Raw genomic sequence first — 24109 nt, forward strand, 5'->3', positions numbered from 1 at the left:
ACGATTTAGCGGATAGTCGGCCTACGCATCCGCCTTCGACTGGCATACACTGCGCGGCCGTTTTTCAACCGGAACCCGATAGACATGAAAAACCCATCCCCAGCCCGTGCCTGCGGCATCGACTTTGGCACGTCCAACTCCACCGTCGGCTGGATCCGTCCCGGCGAGGAGACGCTCATCGCGCTGGAGGACGACAAGATCACGTTGCCATCGGTGGTGTTCTTCAACTTCGAGGAGCGCCGCCCGGTGTACGGTCGCCTGGCCCTGCACGAATACCTGGAAAACTACGAAGGCCGGCTGATGCGCTCGCTCAAGAGCCTGCTCGGTTCCAAGTTGATCAAGCACGACACCAGCGTGCTGGGCACCGCGATGCCTTTCACCGACTTGCTGGCGCTGTTCATCGGCCAACTCAAGAGCCGTGCCGAAGCCAACGCCGGCCGCGAGTTCGAAGAAGTGGTGCTGGGCCGCCCGGTGTTCTTCGTCGATGACGACCCGATGGCCGACCAGGAAGCCGAGAACACCCTGGTCGACGTGGCACGCAAGATCGGCTTCAAGGACATCTCGTTCCAGTACGAGCCGATTGCGGCCGCGTTCGACTACGAGTCCACCATCGAAAAAGAAGAGTTGGTACTGATCGTCGACATCGGCGGGGGTACGTCTGACTTCTCCCTGGTGCGCCTGTCCCCGGACCGCCGTCACAACGACAACCGCCAGAGCGACATCCTCGCCACCGGCGGCGTGCACATCGGCGGTACCGACTTCGATAAACAGCTGAGCCTGCAAGGCATGATGCCGCTGTTCGGCTATGGCAGCCGCATGAAAAGCGGCGCCTATATGCCCACCAGCCACCACATGAACCTCGCCACCTGGCACACCATCAACTCGGTGTACTCGCAGAAATCCCAGCTGGCGTTGGGCAGCATGCGCTACGACATCGAAGACACCGGTGGCATCGACCGCCTGTTCAAGTTGATCGAACAGCGCGCGGGCCACTGGCTGGCGATGGAAGTAGAAGAAACCAAGATCCAACTGACCCACGAAGACAGCCGCCACGTGCTGCTGGACCGGGTTGAACCGGGCTTGAGCGTGGAACTGAGCCGGGCGTTGTTCGAATCAGCCATCGATGGCTTGCTGGAGCGCGTGCGCAATAGCGTCACGCAGTTGCTCAACGATGCGTCGGTGAGCGTGGCGCAGGTCGATACGGTGTTCTTTACCGGCGGCTCCAGCGGCATTCCGGCACTGCGCCACAGCATCTCGGCGATGTTGCCGAACGCGCGGCATGTGGAAGGCAATATCTTTGGCAGTATCGGCAGCGGCTTGGCGATTGAGGCCAGCAAGCGTTACGGAAACTGATCTGTCGAGTGGTGAGTGGGCTTACCCCGCTCACCACAAAGACTCAGTTCGCCCCAAGACGCTAAACGCCACACCCCACCCGCGCTTTTTGCACGCCGATGTACTGCTCAAATGTCCCGTACTTGGCCGGCACCTGGATCACGGCGCCCGGCTTAAGCCGCGCGTTCTCCCGACTTGCCGCCAGGCTATCAACATAGGCCTGGCAAGCCGCCGACTTATCCCCCGCCATCTCGTAGGCAAAGCCTCGGTTCAAATTGAGATTGGTCACCACCTCAAACCGCCCGGCATGGGCATAGATCGCCCGAGACTTCTCCAGGTACTCATTGGCTTTCACGTAGCGCTGTTCGTAGGTCGCCGTGGTGTCACGAAAGCCCTGGGTCGTATAGCGGTCCTTCTGGCTGGCCAACGCCGACGACATGAAAAACAATCCATACCCGCGATAAGCGTCCGCCAGGCACAACTGATCCCCGGCCGCCGTGCACCGTTGCACGGCCTCGGCAATCAAGCGCTCGGCCGGCAGTGGCCGCCCCTGATCCAGTAACGCGTCGGCGTCAGCCAACTTTTGCTGGGGATCGGAACTGGCCACGACACCGGCTGCGGAACAGCCGACCAGTGCCGAAAAGCCGATGGCGAGGAGTACGACGCTTAATTCCTTGTTCATGGAGCAGTCCTTTTTGCGGGGGGCTAGCGAAAATAGATCGCCCACAGCCCAAGAAATGTCAGGCCCCACATGACAATACCGGGCACGATCACCAAGTAGTTCCACGGATTGAACCGAGCGTTGCTCTGACCTTCCGGGTCGCCGGCGGCAAAATTGATCAGGGCCTGGGATTGTTGAAGGATGTAGGCACAAAGAGGCAGCGCCAGGAGCGTCAGGCTTTTATAGGCAAACAACGCCTCGACGCGCGCAGCCACGGCGTCGAACACGTTGGCGCCCACAGTCACCACCACAAACACCGTCGCCCATTGCTCAAAATCGAAATCGAATTTTCGGCCGCTCTCGACCACCCGCCGGTAGGCAAGGCGGTAAAGCTTGTGCACAAAGAAGATAAAAAAGAACGCACGCGCCAACGGCAAGATATCGGCTTGGTTGGCTTTCTTGTACAGGCTCCAGTTTTTATACGCCCAGACATAGGTGTACAGCCCAAAACTGAGCAGGCTCAGAATCAGCAGCTTTTTCTGGGAAATGACATAAAACTCGGCAGCGGGCTTTACCGCCTCAGACAACTCTGCCGTTGGCGGAGCATAGATATTGTCGCTCACAGCTTGTATCCCTCTAAGTCCCTTTAAAGTCCACGAAGCAACAGCACTTCAGTTATTGCGTCAAACCATCCCGCCGAGCTTCAACTCGCTTTTCAGGTACGCATAGTAAATCGGCCCCGCCACCACGCCCGGCAAGCCGAAGGCGGCTTCAAACACCAGCATCGCCAGCAGCAATTCCCACGACTTGGCACTGATCTGCCCGCCGACGATCCGCGCGTTGAGGAAGTACTCGACCTTGTGGATCACAATCAGGTAACCCAGCGCCGCCACTGCGACCCAGATCGACAACGACAGCGCGACGATGGTGATCAGGGTGTTGGACATCAGGTTGCCGATGACCGGCAGCAAGCCGAGCAGGAAGGTCAGCACGATCAGGGTTTTGGTCAGCGGCAGGTGAATGCCACACAGCGGCAGCACCACGGCAAGGAATATGGCAGTGAAGGCGGTATTGAGCGCGGCGATCTTGATTTGCGCGAAGACGATGTTTCGAAACGCCTGGACCAGCAGGTGCAAGCGGTCGAACAGCGCGGCGGCCAGGGGCTTGCGTTTGGTCAGGTCGGGCACGCGCTGCAGGGCGATGATCGCACCGAGCACCATGCCGATCAGCAAAGTGACGAACATGTGGGCAGCATCCTTACCCACAAGCTGCAGTTCGCTCAGGTGCTTGCTCAGCCAGTCGCCGATGGCCACGCGAAACTCCGCGGCGCTGGCGGGCAGGTAGGCGTCGAGGAACGGCGGCAATTGGCCGCGCGCGCGGTCGACCACGCCCATGAATTTGTCGAGGGACGCCCCGGGGTTTTCCGCTTCGTGCAACAGGAAGCTGATGGCACCGGCAAAGATCAGGGTCAGCACGCTGACGATCAGGGTGCCGAGCAACGCCACCGCCAGCCAACGCGCACGCCGGCCTTCGATCAATCGCTGCAGTTGGGGGGTGAGCATGTTGACCAGTTCAAAGACCAACAAGCCGGCCAGCAGGCTGGGCAGCAATTTCAGCGGCAGTACCAGCAGCAACCCGCCGAAAATGATGATGTAGCTGGCCAGCAATATCACGTGACGTTGAGAAAACGTTGGCATACAGCCTCAAAACGAACGGCGTTAAAGGATGGGCAGTCTGCCAGCCTTGAGGGAATCAAGCGAGAGGCCAGGGTGCTAATACGATCAAGTGGGGGACCTGGCGTGCCTGCAATGCAGGCGCCCCGGTGTATCAGTCAAACCGAGGTGATGCATTGGCAGGCAAGCCGGCTCCCACATTTGATCTTCAGTGCCCGTGAATTCGTGGTTAACCTTTCAGGCAGGTGCTCATGAAGGTTTTGCGCGCATCACCGGTCAGCGCCTTGGTTTTCGCTGACGCATTGCAATCCTTCATTTTCTGCTGCTGGGGTGTCAGGGTCTTGGCGTCATTGGCCGCCGGGGCCGACAGGCAGGTCTTCATGAAGGCCTTGCGCTCGTCCCCCTTGAGCGTCTTGGTAGTGGCTTCGGCATTGCAGGTGGTCATTTTGTTTTGCTGGGCGGTGGCGGCAAAACCTTGGGAACACAACAGCAGGCCCATCATCAACAGCGGAATGCGCAGCATCTTCATGGAGTTTTCTCCCTGTTACCGTACCGGGGGGCACGGCCTACCCAGCAGTGTAGTCAAAGCTTGTTACATCTTCATCGACCACGGATATGTGTTCGACGGTACTGCTCGGGGGTACAGCCCGCTTGACGCTGGAACATGGCAATGAACGCCGAGGCGGTGCTGTAGCCCAGGTCGAACGCCACATGTTGCACGCTGCGCTCGCTGTCGAGGGCTTCGATGGCCGCCAGGTAGCGCAGGCGCTGGCGCCATTCTCCGAAGCTCATGCCCAATTCCCGGACAAACTGGCGCGCCAGGGTGCGTTCGCTCACATGCACCTGCTCGGCCCAGTGCGCCAGCGGACGGTTGTCGCCGGGGTCGGCCTGCATGCCCTCCAGCACACCGAGCAGGCCCGGGTGACGGGCGTAGGGGAGGAAGCACTCGTGGATCGGCGCCTGCCTCAGTTGGTCCACCAGCACCTGGGCCAGGCGAATATCAGGCTCGGTCTGCGGCCTGTTCACGTCGCGCTGGGCGAAATCGCTGAGAATGGCCTTGAGGATGTCGCTGATGGCCAGCGTGCAAGGCCGCTGCGGCAGTTGCTCGCAGAGTTCCGGCGCCAACCCGACCGAGTGGTAGACGATCGCCTCGGCATTGTAGGAGCTGTGCTCGGTATGGGGCGGCACCCACACCGCGTATTGCGGCGGTGACATGAAGCGGTTGCCGGCCACTTCCATGCGCATCACGCCGCTGGCTGAGTAATCCAGTGAGCCCCAGCAATGCTGGTGCGGCGTGCACTCGGTGTCCGGTGCGAAATCCGAGTAGCGAAAATACACCGGGCTCGGCAGCCGGGGGAAATCCGCAAGGCGTACGTTGTGCTTGGCCATGTTGTCTGGATACAAAGGTCGTTTGTCTGGATCGCAGTATAAGCTTCGATCCAGACAATGGATAATCCTGCCTCATCAACACATCTGGTTACTTTCGATGCAATACGCTTATCCCTTGCTGGCCATTTTTATCTGGGCCGGCAACACCGTCGTCAACAAGCTGGCCGTGGGCTCGATCTTCCCGGCGGAGATCGGCTTTTACCGCTGGCTGCTGGCGGCGCTGCTGTTCACGCCGTTCATGATCAAGCCGGTGATCGCCAACTGGGCGTTGATCCGCCCGAACCTGGGCAAGGTGTTCATCCTCGGCGTGCTGGGCATGGCGGTCTACCAGAGCCTGGCGTACTACGCCGCGACACTGACCAGCGCCACCAACATGGGCATCATCCTGTCGCTGATGCCGTTGATGGCGTTGACGGCGGCCATCATCAGCCTCGGCCAGCGCCTGACCTACGGTGCCCTGACCGGCGCGGTGCTGTCGTTCGCCGGCGTGGTCGTGGTGGTGTCGGCCGGCAGCCTCGGCGCGCTGCTGCAACATGGGGTCAACCTGGGTGACGGCATGATGCTGGTCGCGACCCTGGCGTATGCGGTCTACAGCACCTTGCTGAAAAAATGGCAGTTGCGCCTGCCGCCGCTGGTGCTGCTGTACTTGCAGGTGCTGGTGGCCGTGGTGGTGCTGTTTCCGCTGTTCCTGTTCTCGGCGAAGGCTGGCCTGGGCTGGGCCAACGTCCCGCTGGTGCTGTATGCGTGCCTGCTGGCTTCGATGTTGGCGCCGCTGGCGTGGATGCATTCGGTAAAGACCTTGGGCCCGAGCCGCACCACGTTGTTTTTCAACCTGCTGCCACTGATCACCGCGCTGATTGCTGCCGTGGTGTTGAAGGAAAAACTGGCGCTGTATCACCTGGTGGGCGGCCTCCTGACCTTGGGCGGGGTGGTCTTGTCGGAGCGCTGGACCACCCCATTTAGTCGGAAAGCCAGCGTCGCCTGAACAACCGCCATCGCGGGCAAGCCCGACTCCCACAGGGGACCCAGCCGTCAGGACGAACTCGGTCAACTGTGGGAGCTGGGTTGCCTGCGAAAAACGATAACGCGGCCTCCCGACTACACCCCGGCAGCCTTTAGCCGCTGCGCATGCTCGACAAACAGCCTGATCGGCTCGGCCCCCTTGCCCACCAGGCCCATGGACTGGTTGACGATATCGAAGTGATCCAGGGCGTAGTCATCGCCAATCACCACCCCCAGGTGTGAGCTGTAGCGCCCGACCATGCCGTCGCACTGGCCCTTTTCCCGCACGAAGCGGCGGGCGAACACGCGGCAGCTGCGATTCGTGCCGTCGAAGAGGTTGCGGCCACGGTCGGTGATGCCCGGCTGCAAGGTGCCGGACCACGAGTAATAGCGCACGCCGTTGACCACTTCCGCGCCGTGCCCGCCCCATGTCTGCGGCAAACCCTGTGGATAGTGCTGATTGAACAGCGCCACACCGGCGCTGGTCAGCGAATGGTGGGATGCCTGCAAATCCGCCTTGAAGCGCGGCCCGCGATAACCGGTTTCCATCACGCCCATGACCCAGGCGACCAGATGAAACAGCGCGCTCATGATCCGGCCCTTGGCACCGTCGACGGGGTAATGCAGGTGTATATGGTCGGCCAGTTCGGACCCATGGTTCGGCCCGGCCACCGAGGTCACCGACGCCACCCAGTCCGGGCGCTTGGCCGCCGCATACCGCGCGGTGAGCGCGCCCTGGCTATGACCGATCAAGTTGACCTTGTCGGCCCCGGTTTCGCGGCGAATGCGTTCGATCTGCACCAGCAATTGCTCCCCCCGCACCTCACTGGAGTCCAGTGGCGCCACCTGCACGGGAAACACCTGTGCCCCACCCGCCCGCAGCGCCGGGACGATGCCATACCAGTACGGGAACACTCCCAGGCGCACGAAACCGAGCATGCCGGGCACTAAAACCAGGGGGTAACGCGTGACCAACGACTGCGGCATGAACCGGGCATCCTCTCAATCTGATCCCTAAAGCCTAGCCCAGCCTCAAGTCCGGCTCATGACGCCGCTGGAAAATCCGATAAAACTTTTTGCGCTGCCCGGGACTCACAACTAGGAGCGATCACGCCGGCAGAGCGTGGCGCAAAACCGGATTAGCCCCAGGAGATTGAGATGACTGAAGCAAACTTAACTGACGTTGCGACCCTGCGCAGCCGCGCCCGCCAGAACGTCGAAAACGGTGCAGTGACCGAAGGCTACGATGCCGACCGCGAAGAGATCATTCGCCTGCTTAACGCCTCGCTGGCCACCGAACTGGTCTGCGTACTGCGCTACAAGCGCCACTACTTCATGGCCAGCGGCGTCAAGGCGCAGATCGCCGCCGAGGAATTCCTGGAGCACGCCACCCAGGAAGCCGAACACGCCGACAAACTCGCCGAGCGTATCGTGCAATTGGGCGGTGAGCCGGAGTTCAACCCGGACCTGCTGTCGAAGAACTCCCACGCTCAGTACGTGGCAGGCAACTCGTTGAAGGAGATGGTTTACGAAGACCTGGTGGCCGAGCGCATTGCGGTGGACAGCTACCGCGAAATCATTCAGTACATCGGTGACAAAGACCCGACCACTCGCCGCCTCTTCGAAGAAATCCTGGCCCAGGAAGAAGAGCATGCCGACGATATGGCCGACATTCTAGAAAGCCTGTAAGCCTGCTACACGCACTGCCCATGTGGGAGGGGGCTTGCCCCCGATAGCGGTAAATCAGTCGACCTCTCAATTGACTGATCCGGCGCTATCGGGAGCAAGCCCCCTCCCCTATTTGTCTGTATAAAAGGTCGCTTAACCTTTCACGGTTTTCGGCGCCTTGCCTTCCTTCATCTGTTGCAGCAACGGTGCGCACTCGTTCGGCTCGCCGCCGCTCGGAGCAACCAGTGCCAGCAGCCCGGCAGCCGGCCCGGCGATCACACCCAATGCCACCATGCCGGCGCCGCGCAGCGCCAGGGGAATGGCTTTGACCCCGGCGTTCGGTTTGATGAACGGCCCGTTGACGTACAACGGTGAGCGCAGGGAGAACAGGCGGAAGCCTTTCGATTCCGGGGTGATGGTCAGGTCCAACTGCTCCGTGGCCATGTTCGCGGTGCCATCGATGTAGATGATGGCGTTCTCGGTATCGAACACGAACAACCGCGACGTCGCCAGGCCAGTCTTGATACCGAAGTCCGCCGCCGCGCAGTTGATCTTCACTTCCTTGTCACCAAACAGGCGACCCACCACGTAGTTGCCCACGTTGAGCCCGGCGATTTCCATCAGGCCACGGCTGATGGCGCCGTCGTTGATCAGCATCTTCAGGTCACCATTGGAGGAGCCCAGTAGCGCCGCCACGGAATTACCGCGCCCGGAAATGTCGGCATCGCCGTTGAGCTCACCGAAGCTGGTCTTCATCGGTTCGAAGGTCGGGAACAGCTGCTTGAGCTTGAAGTTACGCGCGGTGAGTTTGGCGCGGCCTTCCATCGGAACGGTGCGGCCGTTCAGGCGAATCTGCGCGTCTAGCTTGCCACCGGCCACGCCGAAGCGCAGGGGCTCGAGGCTCAGCTCGCCGTCGTTGAGCACCAAGTGGGTGTAGAGGTCGGTGAACGGCAGCTCGGCACTGTGCACGATGCGCTTGCCGGTGAACTCCACGTCAGCATCCATGACACGCCAGCGTTCGGTGCGGAACTCCTCCACCGGCAACACCTTGGTGGCTGGCTGTTTGCTGTCTCCGCCCCGGGCTTTTTGCTTGGCATTGGAGTCGGCGCCGATCAGCGGCGCAAGGTCGGTCATCAGTAGTTGGTTGGACACCAGCGCACCGCTGAGCTTGGGCCGTGGCTGGCTGGCGACGTAGGCGAGGTTGCCGTGGATATCGCTGTTACCGATCTTGCCGTTGAAATTCTCATAGCGGAACGACGCACCGTTGGCTTCGTGCAGCTTGGCGATCAAGTGACCATCGGTGGAGTAGGCCGGCGAATCAGGCAAGGTCACGCCGGTCAGTGGGTAAAGGTTGCCCAGGCTGGAACCGGCGAGTTTCAGGCGCAGGTCGAGGGCCCCCAGGTTGAGTGGATCCGTGAGGGTGCCGGCGAGGGCGATGCTGGTGTCAGCGATCTTGACCTGGGCTTGCAACGGGAACGGCTTGGCCGCGTCCTGCAGGGCCAGCAGGCCGCCGATCTTGCCGCTGCCATCGAGTTTCTGGCCGTGGTACTGGCCTTTGACCTTGAGGCCGAACGCGTAGTCCTGGGGTGCCGAGCCTTTTTCCAACGCCTTCTTGGCATCGGCGTCGCCGACGATTTCGCCGAACGGAATAGGCTTGCCCAGCGGATCGATGATCACATCGAGCTGAGTCTTGAGGGTTTGGTCGTCGAGGGTCACGTGCCCCTTGTCGAAGCCGATGGCACCGATGTCCACCACCCAGTTGGAAGGCTCGGCGCTAGGGTCCTTGGGGTCGAACTTGAACGTCCAGTTGGCGCGCCCGTCTGCCAGGCGCTGCAATTGAGCACTCGGCTCGGTGAGGTCGATGCGCGGAATCACCACGCGCTGCACCAGCAGCGCCAGGAGTGAAATGCGCAATTCGACCTTTTTGAGCGTGACCATTTGCGGGTTTTTCGACCAATCGGGGTTACCCAGGGTCAGGTCTTCGGCAATCACGTGGGGCCACGGCACCCAGGCGCGCCACCCGCCTTCATCGGGCTCACGCGCCCACACCACCGCCAGGTTGCCGTTGATGGCGAAGGGTCGATGCAGTTCTTCGGAAACCTTGGCATTGAGCGGCGGCTTGATGCGGTTCCAGTCAAAGAACACCAGGACCACCACCACGATGGCGATTAACAGAACGAAGCTGGCGCAGCTCCAAGCGATGATTTTACGAGTGCGCGTCATTGCACAGGACTCCTGAATACGACTGGCTGGGTGACAGCCTTTAAGGACAGCTTATAGAACTACGACTGGCAAACGGCTCGGGGGTTTAACCCAATCCCGGATTTGCCCGGAAAAACCTCGATTGCTGACCACTCCGACAGATTCCCACGGCGATGGCGCACCAATGTTACCCATGCGCGTGTCGAAAATACCCACACCGGTGCAAAACCGCGTGCTTGAGAGGCCCGTTCTAGAGCCTCCGCCTAGAACAATCAATTCTGTTGATTATTACCATTGTGTTTATGAACTTTTATATCGACTTATCGAGAGTAGCATTATCCCTGTACCCACTTTATCGCCCTCCCAAGGAGCAACCCATCATGAAACGCCAAGTACTCGCTACCGTCCTGTTATCCATCCTGGCTTCCAGTGCCTTTGCCCTGCCAGCCTCCGAACAGGCCACCCCACAAGTCAAAGCCGACGCCGTTCACTTCAGCCAGACCGTCGCTCGTAGCGGTTCGCAAGAAGAAGAGAACCGTGACTACGCCAAGGGCGTCGCTGAAAACGGTTCGGAACAAGCCAACAAACGCGCCTACACCGAAGGCCTGACCGAAAACGGTCGCAACCGCCTGGAACAAAAAGGTCTGGTTGAAGGCGGTGCTGATCGCCTGCTGGAACGCAACGCGGTGGCCGAAGGTGGCCGTGATCGTCTGGAACAGAAAGGCCTGGTTGAAGGCGGTGCTGAGCAAGCCAACAAACGCGCCTACGCCGAAGGTGTTGCCGAAGGCGGTGCAGACCGTCTGCAAGAACTGCATCAAGCACAGAGCTAACCCCGTGGTGGCCCATAAAAAAGCCCGATCCGCCGATCGGGCTTTTGACTTTCTGTAGACCCTATCACGCATGCCCTCCCCGCCAAGTTCGACGCCAGCAAAGCTGTTTTGCTAGAGTGCATCGCTGTACTTGCCGACAAAGCCCGCCCGCCAATGCTGCCCCGCGCCGAACAGAAGCAACAGACCCGCCTCGCCCTGATGGATGCAGCCCGCCATCTGATGGAGTGTGGCCGTGGGTTTGGCAGCCTGAGCCTGCGCGAAGTGGCGAAGACCGCCGGCATCGTGCCCACCGGTTTCTATCGTCATTTTGCCGACATGGACCAGCTTGGCCTCGTCCTGGTGAGTGAAGTGGGCCAGACCTTCCGCGCGACGATTCGCCTGGTGCGCCATAACGAATTCGTGATGGGCGGCATTATCGATGCCTCCGTACGGATCTTTCTCGATGTGGTGTCGGCCAACCGTTCACAATTCCTGTTCCTGGCCCGCGAGCAATATGGTGGCTGCCTGGCCGTGCGCCAAGCGATCGGCGCCTTGCGCGAAGACATCACCCGCGACTTGGCCGCCGACCTGACGCTGATGCCAAAGCTGCAGCACCTGGATCCCGAAGGCTTGCATGTGATGGCCGACCTGATCGTCAAAAGTGTGTTCGCCACCCTTCCCGATATTATCGATCCGCCTGCCCAGGCCCTGCCTGACCACCTCACGCCCCAGGCAAAAATCACCCAGCAATTGCGTTTTATCTTCATCGGCTTGAAGCACTGGCAAGGCCTGGGCAGCACCGAATAACGGCATCACCCAGCCGAGTGGAAACGCTTGGCCGTGGTGTAGTGCTTGTTCCAGTAACGGTTGCTCAACGAGTCGATGCGCACGCTCTTTCCCGTACGTGGCGAATGAATGAACTTGCCCTCACCGATATAAAGCCCCACATGGCTGACCTGGCCGCGTCCATTGCCTTTGAAAAATACTGCATCGCCGGGCTTGAGCGCCGTGCGTTTGATGGTCGCGGCGGTTGAACGGTGCATGGCGGCCGTGGTGCGCGGTATCTGGATATTGGCTTCGGTCTTGAACAGATAGACCAGGAAGCTGCTGCAATCAAAGCCCTGGTCCGCCGAGGTGCCGCCCCACTTGTAAGGCGTACCCAGCAGCTCGTGGGCGCGGTCGATCACATCATCGATGGACGCTTGTTTCAGTGAGGCGGAAAACGAGGCCTGGGGCTGAAGATTGGCAGAGGCCGATGAACACACAAAAGACAGGCAGGCAATAATCAGATAGCAAAGTGGCTTGAACATGATGAACGTCGCAGTGGGTTAAACACGGCGCACAGACTAATGATCTGGCAGGTAACCCGATGAACGCCTTTTCCTGACACCCTGTAGGGAAAATCCGAAAACGCACACCACGTGTGCAACAAGCAACACTTCGCACCACTTTGGCGCACCCACGTCATTTCCTCTCGCCCTATTTAGTGGCGCCATCCCACATGACTACAGGCGATTCCTACTCCCCAACCAGGTTGGCAAGCCCCTTGCTCTAGCTGTTTCATCGCTCATAGCTGGAAGCTTCCTGATGCTGGTGATCCACCGCCGAATCGCCCCACAAGCCCTCTGGGCCGCCGAGCTGCTGCTGAATTTCGAAGCACGCAGCAAAAGCCGCCTGCGCTGTTTCAGTGCCGACGGTGAAGACGTCGGCCTTTTCCTGGAGCGTGGCCAGCCACCGCTGCACGATGGCGAATTCCTGCAAGCCGAAGACGGACGCGTCGTACGCGTATGCGCTCGACCTGAACAACTCTTACACGTGACGTGCAGCAGTGCGTTCGAACTGACCCGCGCGGCCTATCACCTGGGCAACCGCCACGTCGCGTTGCAAGTGGGAGACGGCTGGTTGCGGCTGCTCGATGACTACGTGCTCAAGGCCATGCTCGAACAGTTGGGGGCGCAGACCGAGACCATCGAGGCGCCGTTCCAGCCGGAGCATGGTGCCTACGGTGGCGGGCACCATCACTCGCGCCATGGCGACGAAGACTTCAACTATCCGCCCAAGCTGCACCAGTTCGGCGTGCGTCTATGAACCCAGCCTGGGCGCTGCTGCGTCTGGCCAGTCCGCAATTGCCGATTGGCGGCTACAGCTATTCCCAAGGCCTGGAAATGGCGGTGGAGAACGGCCGCGTCGTTGACGCGGCCAGTGCGCGACGCTGGATCAGCGATCAGTTGCTGCTCAACCTTGCGCGTTTCGAGGCGCCGGTGCTGCTCGCGCATTGCCAGGCCGCACTGGATGCGGATTGGTCACGCCTGGCGCAGCTGTGTGAAGAACACCGTGCCAGCCGCGAGACTCGCGAGCTGTACCAGGAGAGCCGGCAGATGGGCTACTCCCTGCAACAACTGCTCAATGGCCTGCCCGAACTCGACGATGACGCCCGCGCATTTCTTCAACAGCGTGATGAACCCCATCTCGCCCTGGGCTGGGCCCTCGCCGCCCGCGCCTGGCGCATCAGTCCCGCCGACGCCCTCGCCGCCTGGCTGTGGAGCTGGCTGGAAAACCAATTGGCCGTGTTGATGAAAACCCTGCCCCTGGGCCAGCAAGCTGCCCAACGCCTGACCAGCGAACTGCTGCCCCTGCTGCAGCAAGCCCAGCAGGATGCCAGCCGCATCGACCCCAACCATTTCGGCAGCGCCGCGTTTGGCCTGTCCCTGGCGTGCATGGCCCATGAGCGCCAGTACAGCCGCCTGTTCCGTTCCTAGGGCTCTTAATTTTGGAGAAGCACATGAACTCACAACCCCTGCGCGTCGGCATCGGCGGCCCGGTGGGCTCCGGCAAGACCGCCCTGACCCTGGCCCTGTGCCTCGCGCTGCGCGATCGCTACAACCTGGCAGTGGTCACCAATGATATCTACACCCGTGAAGACGCCGACTTCCTGGTACGCAACCAGGCCCTGGCACCGGAGCGCATCATCGGCGTCGAAACCGGCGGCTGCCCGCACACGGCGATTCGTGAAGACGCCTCGATCAACCTGGAAGCCGTGGATCAACTCAACCGCCGTTTCCCCGGCCTGGACCTGATCCTGGTGGAATCCGGCGGCGACAACCTTTCGGCGACCTTCAGCCCGGAGTTGTCCGACTTGACCATCTACGTGATCGACGTGTCCGCCGGTGACAAGCTGCCGCGCAAGGGCGGGCCTGGTATTTGCAAATCCGACCTGCTGGTGATCAACAAAATCGACCTGGCACCGCTGGTCGGTGCTTCGCTGGAGCTGATGAACAGCGACACCCAACGCATGCGCAACGGTAAACCCTTTGTGTTCAGCAACCAGAAAACCGGTGTCGGCCTGGACGACATTGTTGCCTTCATCGAACGCCAAGGCCTGCTGACCGCCGCCTGATCAACCCATAAGGAACCTGTCCATGAGCCTCAAGAAACTCTTCACTGCTGCGGCCCTGCTGCTGGCCCCTGCGCTGGCCTTCGCTCACCCGGGCCACGGCGATAACGGCCTGGCTGCCGGCATCAGCCATCCCTTGGGCGGCATCGACCACCTGTTGGCCATGGTCGCGGTCGGCTTGTGGGCCGCCCAACAAAAAGGCGCCGCGCGCTGGGCACTGCCGTGCACCTTCCTGGGCACCATGTTGATCGGCGGCATGCTGGGCTTTGAAGGCCTGGCGTTGCCGGCACTGGAAAGCGGGATTGCGGCGTCGGTGCTGGCCTTGGGCTTGGCGGTGGCGCTGGCGGTGCGTCCACCGTTGTTCGTGGCGGTCGGGGCGACGGCCTTGTTTGCGCTGTTCCACGGCGTGGCCCATGGCCTGGAGCTGCCAGACATGTCCAGCCCTTGGGCCTACGCGGCAGGGTTTGTCGGGGCAACGGCGGCGCTGCATGCGGCCGGTTACGCGGTGGTGCGCTTCCTGCCGGCCGCGGCCGCGCCGTTGGTGCGGATTGCCGGGGCGGCTTCGGCGGCGACCGGGGCCTGGTTGCTCGCGGGCTGAGTTTTGTCGAGCGTGTAAGGCCTCATCGCAGGCAAGCCAGCTCCCACATTTGATCGGGTTTGCCCGTCAAAAATGTGGGAGCCGGGCTTGCCCGCGATGGCGGACTCAAAGCCACCACCCACCTCAAGCCTGATACCATGCGCGCCTACACCCCTGCCGTGACGACGCCAGCCAATGCCCAGCGCTTCCCAACCCGCCTTCAACACCGTGCTCACGCACTTCAACAGCCTGATCGTGCCACTCTGGCAGGGCCCAGGCTGGAATGCCGACCTGGCATTGCCCTATGAGGCGCTGGACGCCGATCACCAACCGCTGCCCCCACAACGCTACCGCGCCATGGCCTGCGCCCGGCAGCTGTACCTGTTCGCAAGCCTGATCGGCGAGCCCGGTGCAGCGTTTGCAGAAGAACGCGCTGCGGCATTGTTCCGCTCCCTGCAACGGCACTTCCACGACGCAGAGCATGGTGGCTGGTTCTACAGCATCGACCCGGCCGGCCAGCCGCTGGACACACGCAAAGACCTCTACACCCACGCGTTCATCATCTTCGCCTGTGCCCACTACTGGGCCAAGGTGCATGAGCCGCTGGTGGAGTCGGTGCTCAATGCGGCACTGGAAGTGGTCGCCAAGCGGTTCGCCACGGGCAACGGTCTGTATGAAGCGGTACTGGAGCGCAACTGGTCATCGCTTAATTCCGGCCCGCTGCAAAACCCATTGATGCACTTGGCCGAAGGTTTTCTCGCCACCCTCGCCGTGCGTGAAGACGCGCAGGTACAGGCGGCCCTGCTGGCCTTGGCGAAGGCCATGCAGCAGCGTTTCATTGACCACCAGAGCGGCGTGATGATGGAAAAACCGCTGGGGGCTGTGGATAACTGGTTCGAGCCGGGTCACCAGTTCGAATGGTTCTTTTTGCTGGAGTCCTCGGATGTTCTGCGCGGTACGCCGCTGCATGGGTCGCTGACGCGGGCTTTCGCCTACGCCGAGCTCAAGGGTGTGGATAACACCAGCGGTGCCGTCAGTGGCATGCTGGCGCTGGATGGCACCGTGCGCGACGGCACACAACGAATCTGGGCCCAGGCCGAGTACCTGCGGGCACTGACCTTGCGGCCAGACAGCGAAGCCGTGCTGCAGCGCCAGTTGCTGGCGCTGCAGCAGCACTTCTTGCATGCAAAAGGCTGGAATGAATGCCTGGATGCCCAAGGCGTGGTGAGTCGACGGGATATGCCATCGACCACGCCGTACCATTTGGCGACGTGTTACCAGGGGCTCGCCCAGCATCTTGGCTGACATTCAGGGCCTCTTCGCGCGCAAGCCCGCTGCTACATTCGACCGCATTCCAAAGGCAGGACACGGATAAATGTGGGAGCGGGCTTGCTCGCGAAAGCGTCACCTCGGTGCAACTGCCCTCACGCAATCCACTTGCGGTCCCCGGTAAAGCTGATCGTCAACCAGCGCGCCGCATCTGGGGTGCCGAGCCCTGTGGATATTTCTTCGCGCAGCCCGTCGAGGGTGGCGACATTATCCAGCGGGTAATTCGCCGGCAGCACCACATGAATCTCGATAAATCGCGCCCGCCCGTGCTTTTGCACGTAGGGCACATAATCGTCGAATCCATGCCTGGCCTGTGCCGCGTCCATCACTTCACGCACCTTGTCGTCCAGGTGGTCCGGCGCAATCCCCAGCACCTCGCGCAACGCCGGGCGCAGGATCTTGAACGCCGGAGCCAGCATGCTCAGGGCCAGCAGGATCAGGATCAACGGGTCGACGTACACGGCCCACTCGCCGTAGCCCTGGGACTTGAGCAACAGTGCCGCCAAAAAGCTGATGAGCAAGCCCACGGAGAGCATCGCGTCCACCAGCCAGCTGATGTTGTCGAACTGGATCAGCGATGATTTCAGCGTGCGATTGCGGTAGCGCACATAGAAGAAATAGGCGAACTCGACGACGGTAAACACCGCCGCATAAATGATCACCAGCCCCAACTCGATCTCGCGCCCGCCATTGATAATGCCGAACACACCATTGAGGAACGCATAGATAGCGATCAGCAACAGGAAACTGCCTTCGATCAGCAGCACCATGGGCTCCAGGTGCCAGTAGCCAAACTGGAAGCGCTCGTTGCTTTTCTTGGCGATCAGCTTGGCCGTGATCAGCATCAACACCTTGATGGCGGTGGCGATCAGCGAGAAAAAGCCGTCGAACAGAATGGATTGGGCGCCAGATACCACACCCGTGACAATCCCGGCGATCGCCACGGCGAACATCAGGATGGTCGATTGTTTGAGCAGTGCCTGCTCACCTCGGTTACTCACATTTCCTCCTGTCAAAACCTTTAAACCGCACAATGCGGAGGGTTTTTCAGGGAGGGAGTGTACCTTATGGCCTGTTTTTGGCCATTTTGCCGCCTTCACGAGCAGGTCCGCTTCCACACTCGACGCCTTTGTCAGGCTGTAACAGGGTCAAGTGTGGGAGCGGGCTTACCCGCGAAGAAGGCAACGCGGTGTCAGCCCTTGGCGCCACGCTCGATCGCAAACCCGGCCCAGGTCTGGCTCACCGGCATCAATTCCAACCGGTTGATGTTGACGTGCGCCGGCGTGTTCAACACCCAGAAAATCGTATCGGCGATGTCCTGCGGCTGAATCGGCTCGGCCCCCGCGTAAGTCGCGTCATAACGCGCCTGGTCACCGCCGAACCGCACCAGCGAGAACTCGCTCTCGCACAGGCCTGGTTCGATGTTGGTGACGCGCACGCCAGTGCCTTGCAGGTCGCAGCGCAGGTTCAGCGAGAACTGCTTCACGAACGCCTTGGAGCCGCCATACACGTGGCTGCCCGGGTAAGGGTAGCTGCCGGCGATGGAGCCGAGGTTGATGATGCCGGCGCCACGGCCGTGGGCGATCAAGCGCGGCAGCAGCAGGCTGGTCGTGGTCAGCAGGCCCTTGATGTTGGTGTCGACCATGGTTTCCCAATCGTCGAGGTTGCACTTGGGCGCGGGGTCGGTGCCCACGGCGAGGCCGGCGTTGTTGATCAGCCCGCGCAACGTGGCGAACGATGGCGGCAGGTTGGCGATGGCGTCCTCCATACCCTTGCGTTCACGCACGTCCACGACCAGGCCATGCACCTCGGTCTGCTGGGAAAGCGCTTCGACCAGCGCATTCAGGCGGTCGGCGCGACGGCCGGTGAGCACCAGTTTCCAGCCGGCTTCTGCAAAACGACGAGCGCAGGCCTCGCCAAAACCTGAGGTTGCGCCAGTAATAAACAGCGTGTTGGACATGGTGGTCTCCTTGCGGGCATCGGGGAAAAAATCAGCCAGCAGAATGCCCTTACGCCGCGGTGGCGGCAACCGCTAAGCATGCAACGCCCCACACAGCTGATCATTTATTAACCACTAGGAGCAAAGCCATATACACCGTGGCTTGCAGCTATATGCGCGCAGGTTATCCACAGTTGCGCCCACAGTCTTTGGGGGCAAGTGCAAAATGCGCCAGGCCTTTATACACAAGGGTTACAGACGATTTTAGAAAGTTTTTTGCTTGACCTTGGCCGAAGCGTATGTAGGCCCCAGGACAAACGGAAAACCAGAACGATGGCTCCAGGCCAGTCATTCCGGCCTTTGCGGCCGTCTTTCCAGAGTTTAGTCACAGACTTATCCACAGGCTGGCGAGACATATTTTGGTCATATACCTGTGTCTTTAAACAGGTTGACAAAAGGCGCCGCCGGGTCGCAAAAACCCGCTGGTCAAAAAACACTCATCACGCTGCAGGCCACGTATTTATTGACGTTCAGCCAGCTACTCCCACGTTACCCACAGCCGGTTCCACAGCGGATGGGGACAAGTCAAAACTGTGACAAAACAGGGATTTGCGGCGGCTATATGTCGCGCTTTGGAGGCAGGCTGGATTTGTTTTCCACAATTTGGCATCGGCCTTGTGGCCAGCACAAAAACACAGGTGGGAGCGGGCTTGCCTGCGATGGCATCTGCTCGGTCCAACTGATCGACCGAGGCGTCTGCACCGCAGGCAAGCCCGCTCCCACATAAAGCAGGCACCTACAGGAGGGCCTGCATTGCGTTTTACATCAGTGACCGCCGAGGTAGGCGTTGCGCACTTCCTCGTTGACCAGCAGCTCCTTACCGGTACCCGTCAGGCGAATCTCGCCGTTGACCATCACATACGCCCGGTCCGACAGGCGCAGCGCGTGGTTGGCGTTCTGCTCGACCAGGAAGATAGTCATCCCGGTAGACGCCAGCTCGCGCAGGGTCGAGAAGATCTGCTTCACCACGATCGGCGCCAGGCCCAGGCTCGGCTCGTCCAACAGCAACAGCTTGGGCCGGCTCATCAGCGCGCGGGCGATGGCGAGCATTTGCTGCTCGCCACCCGACATGGTCATGGCGCGCTGGTTACGGCGCTCCTTGAGCCGCGGGAACAGCTCGAACATGCGCTGCATATCTTCCTGGGCAAACTTGTCGCCAATCGGGATGGTGCCCATCAGCAGATTTTCCTCGACGGTCATGTCGGGGAACACCCGCCGCCCTTCCGGCGATTGCGCAATGCCGTTGGAGGCGATGTAGTGCGACGACTTGTGGGTAATGTCGACGCCGTTGTAGATGATCTGCCCCGACTCGGCCCGTGGCTGGCCGAAGATCGACATCAGCAACGTGGATTTACCGGCGCCGTTGGAGCCGATCAGGCTGACGGTTTCGCCTTCGTTGATGTGCAGCGAGACTTTCTTCAAGGCCTGGATGGGGCCGTAGAACACATCCAGGTCCTTCATTTCGAGGATAGGTGCACTCATACCAGCTCCTCTTCGTCCGCGCCCAGGTAGGCGGCAATCACTTTCGGGTCGTTGCGGATCGCGTCCGGCCCGCCCTCGGCGATCACGTTGCCGTGGTCCAGCACCACGATGTGGTCGGAAATACTCATCACCATGCCCATGTCGTGTTCGATCAGCACCACCGTCAGGTCGTGTTCGTCGCGCAACAGGCGAATCATCGCGCTGAGGGCTTCGGTTTCCTGCGGGTTGAGGCCCGCAGCGGGTTCGTCCAGGCAGATGATCTGCGGCCGGGTGCACATGGCGCGGGCGATTTCCAGGCGGCGTTGCTGGCCGTAGGAGAGTTCACCGGCCAGGCGGTTGGCGCAGTCCACCAGGTCCACCACTTCCAGCCAGTAGAAGGCGTGGTCGAGGGCATCGCTTTCGGCCTTGCGGTACCCCTTGGTGTTGAGGATGCCGGCCAGCATGTTGCGGTTGACCCACATGTGCTGGGCGACCAGCAGGTTTTCCAGCACCGACATTTCCTTGAACAGGCGAATGTTCTGGAAAGTCCGCGCCAACCCGGCCCGGTTGACCAGGTGGGTGCCGCCGAACATCTTGTAGTACACGCGGCTGAAAAAGCTTTTGGGCGACACGAAGTCCGTGGCCTTGAAGCGCTCACCCAGCAGCTGGATCACGTTGGTCTGCTGGCCACGGATGTTCAGTTCGATCTTGCCGCCACTGGCTTTGTAGAAGCCGGTCAGGCAGTTGAACACCGTGGTCTTGCCGGCGCCGTTGGGGCCGATCAGGGCGAAGATCGAGTTGCGTTCGACCTTGAGGCTCACATCGCTCAGGGCCTTGATGCCACCGAAGTGCATCATCAGGTGTTCCACGGAGAGCACGACTTCCTTGCTCATGGCGCCACTCCTTTACGTGGGGTCACACCGGTACGGCTGATGCGGATCAGCCCGCGCGGTCGCCAGATCATCATCACCACCATCAACACGCCAAACAGCAGGACGCGGTATTCGGAGAAGCTGCGCAGCAATTCTGGCGCGACGGTCAATACGAAGGCTGCGATCACCACGCCCACCGTCGAGCCCATGCCGCCCAACACCACGATGGCCAGGATCAGCGCCGACTCGAAGAAGGTGAACGACGACGGGTTGACGAAGCCCTGGTAGCTGGCGAAGAACACACCGGCCAAACCGGCAGTCGATGCACCGATGGTGAACGCCGAGAGCTTGACCAGCACATGGTTCAGGCCCATGGAACGGCAGGCGATTTCATCTTCGCGCAGGGCTTCCCAGGCGCGGCCGACCGGCATGCGGGTCAGGCGGTGCTTGATATACAGCACAGCCAGCACCACCAGGAACAGCACGATGTAGATGAACAGGAATTTGATGTTGGGGTTGTAGTCGATGCCGAAGAATTCATGGAACGGAATCCCGCCATCCTTCGCGCGCTTGCCGAACTCCAGGCCGAGGAAGGTCGGCGATGGCACCGGCATACCATTCGGACCGCCCGTGAACGACAGCCAGTTGTTGAGCACCAGGCGAATGATTTCACCAAAGCCCAACGTCACGATGGCCAAATAGTCACCGTGCATTCGCAGCACCGGGAACCCGAGTATGCACCCCGCCAGGGCCGCGGCGATGGCCGCCAGGGGCAGCACGGTCCAGAAGCCCAGGCCGAGGTATTGATAACCCAGTGCCAGGCCATAGGCGCCGATGGCGTAGAACGCCACGTAACCGAGGTCGAGCAAGCCGGCCAGGCCCACCACGATGTTGAGGCCCAGGCCCAGCAGCACGTAGATCAGCCCGAGGATCACCACCGTCAGCAGGTACTTGTTGGCGAAGATCGGGAACACGATGGCGATCACGATCAGCGCCGGGATGATCCAGCGCAGCCGCGACTTGTAGTCCGGTGCCAGCACATGCACACCAGAGCCACTGCTCTCGAAGCCCTGCAGGATCTTCAGGCCCTTGGGGGTTTGCAGGAACAGGCTCATGGCAAAGCGGCCGACCATCACGATGGCCACCAGCAGGCCCACGCGGGCCGGTTCCAGGTTGAAGCTGTAGCCGTCGAGTACAACGCCGACGATCGGACCGAACACGATCAGGGAGATCAGCCCGGCGAGGACCGTATCGACCACACTTTTCTTGATATCGATGGGTTTGGCAGCAGACATGTTTACACCTTCGCCACGAGTGGGCGACCAAGCAGGCCCTGGGGACGGAAAATCAGAATCACCACCAGCAGGGAGAAACTGAACACGTCTTTGTAGTCAGAGTTGATCAACCCCGAGAACAGCGACTCGGAGATACCGAGGATGATCCCGCCCAGCATCGCCCCAGGCAGGGAGCCGATGCCGCCGAGTACCGCTGCGGTAAATGCCTTGATGCCGATGATGAAGCCGGCATAGAAGTCGAAGGTGCCGTAGTTGAGGGTAATGAGCACGCCGGCCAATGCAGCCATGGCGGCACCGATGACGAACACATAGGAGATCACCCGGTCGGTGTTGATACCGAGGATCGACGCCATCTTGCGGTCTTGCTGGGTCGCGCGGCACATGCGGCCCAGCTTGGTGTACTTGATCACGTAGGTCAGCAGGGCCATGCCGGCGAAGGCGGCGACCAGGATGAAGACCTTGGTATACGTGAGCTGGACGAACCCGGTGCCGATGTCGACACGCCAGGCCCCGGCCAGCAGGGTGGGGATACCTTGTTGCTTGGCGCCCTGGGCGATCTGCGCGTAGTTCTGCAGGATCAGGGAGATCCCGATGGCGCTGATCAGCGGTGCCAGGCGGGTGGAGTTGCGCAGCGGTTTGTAGGCAACACGCTCGATGACCCACCCGTACACGCCAGTGACGACCACGGTGAAGATCAAGGTGCCGAGAATGAGCAGCGGGAAGGATTCGATGCCGAAGTAAGCCAGCAGTGCCAGACTGATCGCCGCGAGGTAAGCGGAAATCATATAAACCTCGCCGTGGGCGAAGTTGATCATGCCAATGATGCCATAGACCATTGTGTAGCCGATGGCGATCAGGCCATAGACCGACCCGAGGGTCAGGCCGTTGACCAGTTGCTGCAGGAAAATACCATCCATAACGCAATCTCACGCGGTGAGCACCTGCACACCGGTGGGTGTGCGGCGCTTCTGGAGGAAAAAACAGATATTCATCACGACACCACTTCCCTGTGAGAGCGGGCTTGGGTGGGCGCTGACTTGCCTGCGATGCAGACGCCTCGGTACTTCAGCACTACAGAGGTGATGCAATCGCAGGCAAGCCAGCTCCCACACAAGCCCTGCTCCCACAAGGTCTTGGGGTGCTAAGTCTTACTTCTGCTTTTCCAGCTGGTGGTATTTGCCGTCTTTATCCCACTGGTAAACCACGTAGTCGGAGATCTTCAGGTCGCCCTTGGAGTCCCAGGCTTTCTCGCCCATGACGGTTTTCACCGGGTGAGCCTTCAGCCACTTGGCAGCGTCTTCGCCTTTGTTGGACTTGGCACCGTTGAAGCCGGCGGCCAGGGCCTGGACCGAAGCGTAGGCGTACAGGGTGTAGCCTTCAGGCTCGGTGCCGTTCTTGCGGAACTCTTCCACCACGGCCTTGCTGTCTGGCAGCAGGCGCGGGTCAGCGCCGAAGGTCATGTACACGCCATCGACGTACTGCGCACCGCCAGCCGTGGCAACCAGTTCGTCGGTAACCACACCGTCATCGGACATGAACTTGACGTCCTTGAGGCCGGCTTCGCGGATCTGGCGAACCAGTGGGCCGGCTTCCGGGTGCAGGCCGCCGAAGTAAACGACGTCGGCACCGGTGGAGCGGATCTTGGTGACCAGGGCGCTGAAGTCTTTCTCGCCACGGGTCAGGCCTTCTTCCAGCACCGGCTTGACGCCGCGCTTGGTCAACTGGGCCGCGGTGGCATCAGCCAGGCCTTTGCCGTAGGTGTCCTTGTCGTTGATGACGGCGACTTTCTTGCCCTTGAGTACGTCGACGATGTAGTCGCCGGCCACGATGCCTTGCTGGTCGTCACGCCCGCACATACGGAACATGGCGCCCAGGCCGCGCTCGGTCACTTGAGGGTTGGTGGAACCTGGCGTGATTGCGATGATGCCTGCTTCGTCATACACCTCGGACGCCGGGATGGTGTTGGAGGAGCAGAAGTGACCGACCACACCGATCACCTTGTCCTGGTCCGCCAGGCGGTTGGCCACGGCAACGGCCTGTTTGGGTTCGCAGGCATCGTCGCCGGCAACCAGCACGATTTTCTCGCCGTTGATGCCGCCGGCCTTGTTGATCACATCGGCTGCCGCCTGGGCACCCTTCATGTACTGCTCACCGAAAGCGGCGTTGGCACCGGTCATCGGCCCCGCTACGCCAATCTTCACATCAGCTTGAACAAACGCAGAAACACCCAGCGCCGCTGCAACGGCGAGGGCCAGAAAACCTTTCTTGTAAAACGTCTGGGACATGAGTGGTGCTCCGATATTTTTGATTTTTGGCACGACAACTTGCGTTCAAACTTTTCACTGAAAGCCCAGAGCAAGGCGCGTGCCATTACGTTTTTATTCTTCAAAAAGACACGGTGTCATTGTTATTGCAGGCGTTTCGCCTCCATTCGCCAGGACGTGCA

The 24109-nt window shown here is 60.8% G+C and carries 25 protein-coding genes; 10 read left to right on the forward strand and 15 right to left on the reverse strand.

Annotation, left to right across the window (positions count from 1 at the left end):
* Positions 1-84 precede the first annotated feature (84 nt).
* On the forward strand, positions 85-1353 hold the full coding sequence (locus CQ002_RS12015) for an Hsp70 family protein (protein WP_034105624.1): 1269 nt from the start codon (positions 85-87) through the stop codon (positions 1351-1353).
* A gap of 61 nt (positions 1354-1414) precedes the next feature.
* Here the strand turns inward: CQ002_RS12015 and CQ002_RS12020 are convergent, their stop codons facing one another.
* The 5 genes from CQ002_RS12020 to CQ002_RS12040 form a co-directional block, all read right to left on the reverse strand.
* Positions 1415-2014 (reverse strand): hypothetical protein, encoded by a 600-nt coding sequence (locus CQ002_RS12020; RefSeq protein WP_069021491.1) that lies wholly within the window; start codon positions 2012-2014, stop codon positions 1415-1417.
* Positions 2015-2037: 23 nt separating this feature from the next.
* Complete coding sequence (locus CQ002_RS12025; protein WP_034105628.1) at positions 2038-2616, reverse strand: hypothetical protein; 579 nt, start codon at positions 2614-2616, stop codon at positions 2038-2040.
* A 60-nt stretch (positions 2617-2676) separates the two neighbouring features.
* Positions 2677-3690, reverse strand: coding sequence for an AI-2E family transporter (locus CQ002_RS12030; RefSeq protein ID WP_034105630.1), 1014 nt, complete (start codon positions 3688-3690; stop codon positions 2677-2679).
* 205 nt (positions 3691-3895) lie between these two features.
* Complete coding sequence (locus CQ002_RS12035; protein WP_017849707.1) at positions 3896-4195, reverse strand: PsiF family protein; 300 nt, start codon at positions 4193-4195, stop codon at positions 3896-3898.
* 71 nt (positions 4196-4266) lie between these two features.
* Positions 4267-5055 (reverse strand): helix-turn-helix transcriptional regulator, encoded by a 789-nt coding sequence (locus CQ002_RS12040; protein WP_034106009.1) that lies wholly within the window; start codon positions 5053-5055, stop codon positions 4267-4269.
* 97 nt (positions 5056-5152) lie between these two features.
* Between CQ002_RS12040 and CQ002_RS12045 the strand changes: the two genes are divergently transcribed.
* Entirely contained in the window at positions 5153-6040 is an 888-nt protein-coding gene (locus CQ002_RS12045; protein WP_034105633.1) for a DMT family transporter, read from the forward strand.
* Between the two features lie 113 nt (positions 6041-6153).
* Here CQ002_RS12045 and CQ002_RS12050 read toward each other — a convergent pair whose 3' ends face one another.
* Positions 6154-7044, reverse strand: a complete 891-nt coding sequence (locus CQ002_RS12050; protein WP_034105635.1) for a triacylglycerol lipase — start codon at positions 7042-7044, stop codon at positions 6154-6156.
* Between the two features lie 171 nt (positions 7045-7215).
* On the opposite strand from CQ002_RS12050, the gene CQ002_RS12055 reads away from it, so the two are divergent.
* Positions 7216-7746: a bacterioferritin gene (locus tag CQ002_RS12055; protein WP_034105637.1), complete on the forward strand. Its 531-nt coding sequence runs from the start codon at positions 7216-7218 to the stop codon at positions 7744-7746.
* A 132-nt stretch (positions 7747-7878) separates the two neighbouring features.
* Here CQ002_RS12055 and CQ002_RS12060 read toward each other — a convergent pair whose 3' ends face one another.
* A complete protein-coding gene (locus tag CQ002_RS12060; protein WP_069021497.1) occupies positions 7879-9948 on the reverse strand; it encodes an AsmA family protein in 2070 nt (689 codons plus the stop codon).
* Positions 9949-10307: 359 nt separating this feature from the next.
* On the opposite strand from CQ002_RS12060, the gene CQ002_RS12065 reads away from it, so the two are divergent.
* Positions 10308-10757, forward strand: a complete 450-nt coding sequence (locus CQ002_RS12065) for a hypothetical protein (RefSeq protein ID WP_069021499.1) — start codon at positions 10308-10310, stop codon at positions 10755-10757.
* 153 nt (positions 10758-10910) lie between these two features.
* Positions 10911-11543 carry a TetR family transcriptional regulator gene (locus CQ002_RS12070; RefSeq protein WP_012721951.1) on the forward strand — a complete coding sequence of 211 codons (633 nt, stop codon included), beginning with the start codon at positions 10911-10913 and terminating at the stop codon, positions 11541-11543.
* A 5-nt stretch (positions 11544-11548) separates the two neighbouring features.
* On the opposite strand, the gene CQ002_RS12075 is transcribed toward CQ002_RS12070, so the two are convergent.
* A complete protein-coding gene (locus tag CQ002_RS12075; protein WP_034105643.1) occupies positions 11549-12046 on the reverse strand; it encodes a C40 family peptidase in 498 nt (165 codons plus the stop codon).
* A gap of 277 nt (positions 12047-12323) precedes the next feature.
* Here CQ002_RS12075 and ureE point away from each other — a divergent pair, with 277 nt between their 5' ends.
* The 5 genes from ureE (at position 12324) to CQ002_RS12100 (ending at position 16012) form a co-directional block, all read left to right on the forward strand.
* Positions 12324-12824, forward strand: coding sequence for an urease accessory protein UreE (gene ureE, locus CQ002_RS12080; RefSeq protein WP_034105644.1), 501 nt, complete (start codon positions 12324-12326; stop codon positions 12822-12824).
* On the forward strand, positions 12821-13495 hold the full coding sequence (locus CQ002_RS12085; protein WP_105161577.1) for an urease accessory protein UreF: 675 nt from the start codon (positions 12821-12823) through the stop codon (positions 13493-13495). The genes ureE and CQ002_RS12085 overlap by 4 nt, the downstream gene beginning before the upstream one ends.
* 23 nt (positions 13496-13518) lie before the next feature.
* On the forward strand, positions 13519-14133 hold the full coding sequence (gene ureG / locus CQ002_RS12090) for an urease accessory protein UreG (RefSeq protein WP_065874333.1): 615 nt from the start codon (positions 13519-13521) through the stop codon (positions 14131-14133).
* Positions 14134-14155: 22 nt separating this feature from the next.
* Positions 14156-14728, forward strand: a complete 573-nt coding sequence (locus tag CQ002_RS12095) for a HupE/UreJ family protein (RefSeq protein ID WP_105161576.1) — start codon at positions 14156-14158, stop codon at positions 14726-14728.
* Positions 14729-14902: 174 nt separating this feature from the next.
* On the forward strand, positions 14903-16012 hold the full coding sequence (locus tag CQ002_RS12100) for an AGE family epimerase/isomerase (RefSeq protein WP_034105652.1): 1110 nt from the start codon (positions 14903-14905) through the stop codon (positions 16010-16012).
* A 119-nt stretch (positions 16013-16131) separates the two neighbouring features.
* On the opposite strand, the gene CQ002_RS12105 is transcribed toward CQ002_RS12100, so the two are convergent.
* The 7 genes from CQ002_RS12105 to CQ002_RS12140 form a co-directional block, all read right to left on the reverse strand.
* Complete coding sequence (locus CQ002_RS12105) at positions 16132-17037, reverse strand: cation diffusion facilitator family transporter (RefSeq protein ID WP_105161575.1); 906 nt, start codon at positions 17035-17037, stop codon at positions 16132-16134.
* 191 nt (positions 17038-17228) lie between these two features.
* Positions 17229-17996 (reverse strand): SDR family oxidoreductase, encoded by a 768-nt coding sequence (locus CQ002_RS12110; protein ID WP_105161574.1) that lies wholly within the window; start codon positions 17994-17996, stop codon positions 17229-17231.
* An 804-nt stretch (positions 17997-18800) separates the two neighbouring features.
* The gene (locus CQ002_RS12120; protein WP_025857339.1) at positions 18801-19517 is read right to left on the reverse strand and encodes an ABC transporter ATP-binding protein; all 717 of its coding nucleotides are present in this window, start codon (positions 19515-19517) and stop codon (positions 18801-18803) included.
* Positions 19514-20389 carry an ABC transporter ATP-binding protein gene (locus tag CQ002_RS12125; protein WP_034105658.1) on the reverse strand — a complete coding sequence of 292 codons (876 nt, stop codon included), beginning with the start codon at positions 20387-20389 and terminating at the stop codon, positions 19514-19516. Before CQ002_RS12125 ends, CQ002_RS12120 begins: the two co-directional genes overlap by 4 nt.
* Positions 20386-21663: a high-affinity branched-chain amino acid ABC transporter permease LivM gene (livM, locus tag CQ002_RS12130; protein WP_025857341.1), complete on the reverse strand. Its 1278-nt coding sequence runs from the start codon at positions 21661-21663 to the stop codon at positions 20386-20388. Before livM ends, CQ002_RS12125 begins: the two co-directional genes overlap by 4 nt.
* Before the next feature lie 2 nt (positions 21664-21665).
* Entirely contained in the window at positions 21666-22580 is a 915-nt protein-coding gene (locus tag CQ002_RS12135; RefSeq protein WP_034105661.1) for a branched-chain amino acid ABC transporter permease, read from the reverse strand.
* Positions 22581-22811: 231 nt separating this feature from the next.
* Entirely contained in the window at positions 22812-23948 is a 1137-nt protein-coding gene (locus CQ002_RS12140; protein WP_025857342.1) for a branched-chain amino acid ABC transporter substrate-binding protein, read from the reverse strand.
* Positions 23949-24109: the final 161 nt, after the last annotated feature.

This window comes from Pseudomonas sp. MYb13 (genome assembly GCF_002980075.1).
In the GTDB taxonomy this organism is placed as follows: domain Bacteria; phylum Pseudomonadota; class Gammaproteobacteria; order Pseudomonadales; family Pseudomonadaceae; genus Aquipseudomonas; species Aquipseudomonas lurida.